The sequence below is a fragment of the Microbacterium sp. genome (assembly GCF_031178525.1).
Lineage (GTDB): Bacteria > Actinomycetota > Actinomycetes > Actinomycetales > Microbacteriaceae > Microbacterium.
In genome coordinates this window covers 1-3,944 of record NZ_JAPSJA010000218.1, presented here as the reverse complement: position 1 = coordinate 3,944, position 3,944 = coordinate 1, and the positions used below count along the sequence as shown (strand labels likewise).

Genomic DNA, 3,944 nt, shown 5'->3' with positions numbered 1-3,944 from the left:
TGCCGACGCTGCCTGGCACCGGCATCGCGACGAGCTCGTCCGACGCCGCGAAGAAGGAGGAGCCGGCGCGTGAGCCCGTCGCGGTCGCTGCGCAGGCGCCCGTGCTGCCCGACGCGGGCTTCGACTCCGCCTTCGGCGACGACGACCTCGACATCCCCGACTTCCTCAAGTAAGTGGTGGCCGAGGCCGCCCGCCGACAGGACGAATCGGGGATGCCGGATCTCGCGCAGCGCCTCGCCGAGGTGGACGCCCGCATCGGCGACGCCGCTCGCGCCGCCGGCCGGGATGCGGGAGAGCTGACCCGGATCGTGGTGACGAAGTTCCATGCAGCCGCGCTCGTCCGCGAGCTGCACGCGCTCGGCGTGCGCGATGTGGGAGAGAACCGCCAGCAGGAGCTGAGCGCGAAGTCCACGGAGACGGTCGACCTGGCTGACCTCACGTGGCACTTCATCGGTCAGGCGCAGACCAACAAGGCCAGGGCCATCCGGCGCGCGGCACACGTCGTGCACTCGGTCGATCGCGCGCGTCTCGCAGACGCGCTCGATGCGGCCGCCGAGCCCGGCGATCCGGTGCTCGACGTGCTCGTGCAGGTCAACCTCACGGACGACCCGGGGCGCGGGGGAGTCGCGCCCGACGGCATCGACGCGCTCGCCGAGCACATCGCGGCATCCGACACGCTGCGGCTGCGCGGCGTCATGGCGGTCGCGCCGCTCGATGAGGAGCCCGCCCCCGCCTTCCAGCGCCTTGCCGACTACGCCGCACGTGTGCGGGCCGTCATCCCGGACGCGACCTGGATCTCGGCCGGGATGACAGCCGACTTCGCCGAGGCGATCGCATGCGGTGCGACACACCTTCGCATCGGATCTGCAATCACGGGGGAGCGCCCGCCCCGGGCGTAGCCTCAGAACAGACGAGCACACTACGGAGGACGCCATGGCGAACCCGCTCAAGAAGACGATGGTCTACCTCGGCCTTGCCGACGAGGAGGAGTACGACGATGCGCAGGAGCAGCCCCAGCGCGCGCATCGCGAGCGCGATGAGCCGCAGCATGACGACGTCAAGCCCGCGCCCGTCACGCCGCTGCGCCGCCCGGCCGTCGTCCGTCAGCCTGCGGCGGCTGCCGTGAACGAGATCGTCACCGTGCACCCCAAGCAGTACCGCGACGCGCAGATGATCGCCGAGCATTTCCGCGACGGCATCCCGGTCATCATCAACCTCTCGCAGATGAGCGACGCCGACGCGCGCCGCCTGATCGACTTCGCGAGCGGTCTGTCGCTCGGTCTGTACGGTCGCATCGAGCGCGTGACGAGCAAGGTCTTCCTGCTCTCGCCTGAGAACATCGCCGTGTCGGGTGACGGGGGAATCGCGCACGCGGACCCCGAGGCTGCGCCCTTCGCGCAGGCCTGACGCGCGTCGCTCGTCTCGTCGTGGGACCCATCGGGCTGATCGCCTCGATCCTCAACGTCGTCGTCCTGCTCTACATCATCGTGCTGTTCGCGAGGCTGGTGCTCGAGTACATTCCCCTCTTCAACCGCGAATGGCGGCCCAAGGGTCCGATGCTCGTCGCCGCCGAGGTGACGTACACCCTCACGGATCCGCCGATCCGGTTCTTCCGGCGGTTCATCCCGCCGCTGCGGATGGGCGGCATCGCGATCGACTTCGCGTTCGCGCTGACGATGCTGCTGTGCTTCGTGCTGCTGAACGTCACGCGCGCACTCACGACCTTGTGACCCCGTCATCCGGATCGCCCCCTCTCGCGGCGCCGGAACCGACGGTTATGCTTGCAGACGGAGAAGTGCCCAGGGCCCAGCCCACGGCCACAGACACCCCAGGGAAGAGGAGCCACTCATGGCATTGACGCCGGATGACGTCGTCACCAAGCAGTTCCAGCACGTCCGGTTCAAGGAGGGCTTCGACCCGGACGAGGTCGACGACTTCCTGGACGAGATCGTCGTCGAGTGGCGCAAGACGATCGAGGAGAACAACGAGCTGAAGGCCAAGCTCGCCAAGTACGAGTCGGGCGAGCTCGCTCCCGCCGAGGCCGCCGCTCCCGCTCCCGTCGCCGAGGCGCCTGCCCCCGAGCCCACCCCCGCTCCGGAGCCCACGCCCGCTCCTGCCGCTCCCGCCGCGGACGTGTCGAGCACCGCGACGAGCGCCGCGAGCATCATCGAGCGCGCCCAGCGTCTGCACGACGAGCACGTCGCCGAGGGTCGTCAGATGGCCGAGCAGCTCGTCGACGAGGCGAGGTCCGAGGCCGACCGCATCCGCTCGGAGGCCGAGCAGAAGCAGCGTGAGCTGAACGAGAAGTACGAGCGCGAGCGCACCACGCTCGAGGGCCGCATCACCGAGCTGCGCCAGTTCGAGCGGGACTACCGCGCCCAGATGCGCGCCTACTTCGAGTCGAAGCTGGCGGACCTCGACACCGCCGGCACGAGCTCGGGCGACACGCCGGTCTCGGCGATCGGCCTCTGAGTCGGTCTTGACCGTCCGCGCTCCTCTGCGCACTGCGGCGGCCAGCACCACGATCGCGATCCTCGCGGTCCTGGTGCTGGCCGCCGATCAGTTCGCGAAGCATCTCGCCCTGACGTCCCTCGAGTTCCAGACGCCGGTTCCGGTGCTCGGCGAGGCGCTCCAGTGGTACCTCGTGCTCAACCCCGGTGCCGCGTTCTCGATCGGAGAAGGCGTCACCTGGATCTTCACGATCGCCCTGGCGGTCGTGGCCGGCGTCATCGTCTGGATGGCGTTCGCGCGCGTCCGCTCCCGCATCTGGGCCGTCGTGCTCGGGCTGCTGCTGGGCGGTGTCCTGGGCAACCTGACCGACCGGCTGCTCCGGGAGCCAGGGTTCGCCGTCGGCCACGTCGTCGACTTCATCTCGACGCCGTGGATGATGCCCGCCATCTACAACGTCGCCGACGTGTTCATCGTCTCCAGCATGATCACGGTCGCCGCCCTGACGCTGTTCGGCGTGGCGCTGGACGGGACCGGGCGGAGGCCGGCCGGCGAGGCCGCCGCGGAGGCGGTCGCCGACACCGACGCCGCGCGGGAGGGCTGATGCAGTCCCGACGCCTTCCCGTTCCCGACGGGCTCGACGGCTCGCGCGTCGACGCCGCTCTGGCGAAGATGCTGGGCTTCTCTCGCACGTTCGCCGCCGAGGTCGCCGAGGCCGGCGGCGTGCAGCTCGACGGCGCGACGGTGGGCAAGTCCGACCGCGTGCACGCCGGGGCGTGGCTGGACGTCGAATGGCGTGCCAAAGAGGAGCCGCGCGTCATCCCGATCGAGGTGCCCGATCTCGGCATCGCGTACCAGGACGATCACATCGTCGTCGTCGACAAGCCCTCGGGCGTCGCCGCGCATCCGTCCGTGGGATGGGAGGGGCCCACCGTGCTGGGCGCCCTCGAGGCCGCGGGCGTGCGCGTCGCGACGAGCGGCGCCGCCGAGCGGCAGGGCGTCGTGCACCGGCTCGACGTCGGCACGAGCGGACTCATGGTCGTCGCGAAGACCGAGCAGGCCTACACCGTCCTGAAGCGCGCCTTCAAGGAGCGCACGGTCGACAAGATCTACCACGCGGTCGTGCAGGGGCACCCGGATCCCCTCGCCGGCACGATCGACGCCCCGATCGGACGCCATCCGAGCCACTCCTGGAAATTCGCGGTCACGCCCGACGGCAAGGATTCGATCACCCACTACGAGACGATCGAGGCGTTCCCGGGGGCGTCGCTGCTGGAGATCCATCTCGAGACGGGCCGCACGCACCAGATCCGTGTGCACATGGCGGCGCACCGCCATCCGTGCGTCGGCGATCCGCTCTACGGTGCCGATCCCACGCTGTCCGCACGCCTCGGCCTCACACGCCAGTGGCTGCACGCCCACGAGCTGTCATTCGCGCACCCGGCGACGGGGGATTGGGTGACCTTCACGTCCGACTATCCGGCGGACCTGGCGCA

At 70.1% G+C, this 3,944-nt stretch carries 6 protein-coding genes; all 6 read left to right on the top strand.

Features of this window, described 5'->3' with window-relative positions; all coding sequences use genetic code 11:
- Window positions 1-212 precede the first annotated feature (212 nt).
- Window positions 213-899: a YggS family pyridoxal phosphate-dependent enzyme gene (locus tag RIF89_RS11865; RefSeq protein WP_309069315.1), complete on the top strand. Its 687-nt coding sequence runs from the start codon at window positions 213-215 to the stop codon at window positions 897-899.
- 34 nt (window positions 900-933) lie between these two features.
- A complete protein-coding gene (locus tag RIF89_RS11860; RefSeq protein ID WP_309069314.1) occupies window positions 934-1,407 on the top strand; it encodes a cell division protein SepF in 474 nt (157 codons plus the stop codon).
- Between the two features lie 20 nt (window positions 1,408-1,427).
- The gene (locus RIF89_RS11855; protein WP_309069313.1) at window positions 1,428-1,730 is read left to right on the top strand and encodes a YggT family protein; all 303 of its coding nucleotides are present in this window, start codon (window positions 1,428-1,430) and stop codon (window positions 1,728-1,730) included.
- Window positions 1,731-1,848: 118 nt separating this feature from the next.
- The gene (locus RIF89_RS11850; protein WP_309069312.1) at window positions 1,849-2,472 is read left to right on the top strand and encodes a DivIVA domain-containing protein; all 624 of its coding nucleotides are present in this window, start codon (window positions 1,849-1,851) and stop codon (window positions 2,470-2,472) included.
- 7 nt (window positions 2,473-2,479) lie between these two features.
- Window positions 2,480-3,052: a signal peptidase II gene (locus RIF89_RS11845; RefSeq protein WP_309069311.1), complete on the top strand. Its 573-nt coding sequence runs from the start codon at window positions 2,480-2,482 to the stop codon at window positions 3,050-3,052.
- Window positions 3,052-3,944, top strand: an 893-nt coding sequence (locus RIF89_RS11840) for an RluA family pseudouridine synthase (protein ID WP_309069310.1), incomplete at its 3' end; no start/stop codon positions are given. The genes RIF89_RS11845 and RIF89_RS11840, both read left to right, overlap by 1 nt.

Bases quoted from the DNA above. Each gene is read 5' to 3' on its own strand.
- RIF89_RS11865 (WP_309069315.1), top strand. From the start codon at position 213: ATGCCGGATCTCGCGCAGCGCCTCGCCGAGGTGGACGCCCGCATCGGC.
- RIF89_RS11860 (WP_309069314.1), top strand. From the start codon at position 934: ATGGCGAACCCGCTCAAGAAGACGATGGTCTACCTCGGCCTTGCCGAC.
- RIF89_RS11850 (WP_309069312.1), top strand. From the start codon at position 1,849: ATGGCATTGACGCCGGATGACGTCGTCACCAAGCAGTTCCAGCACGTC.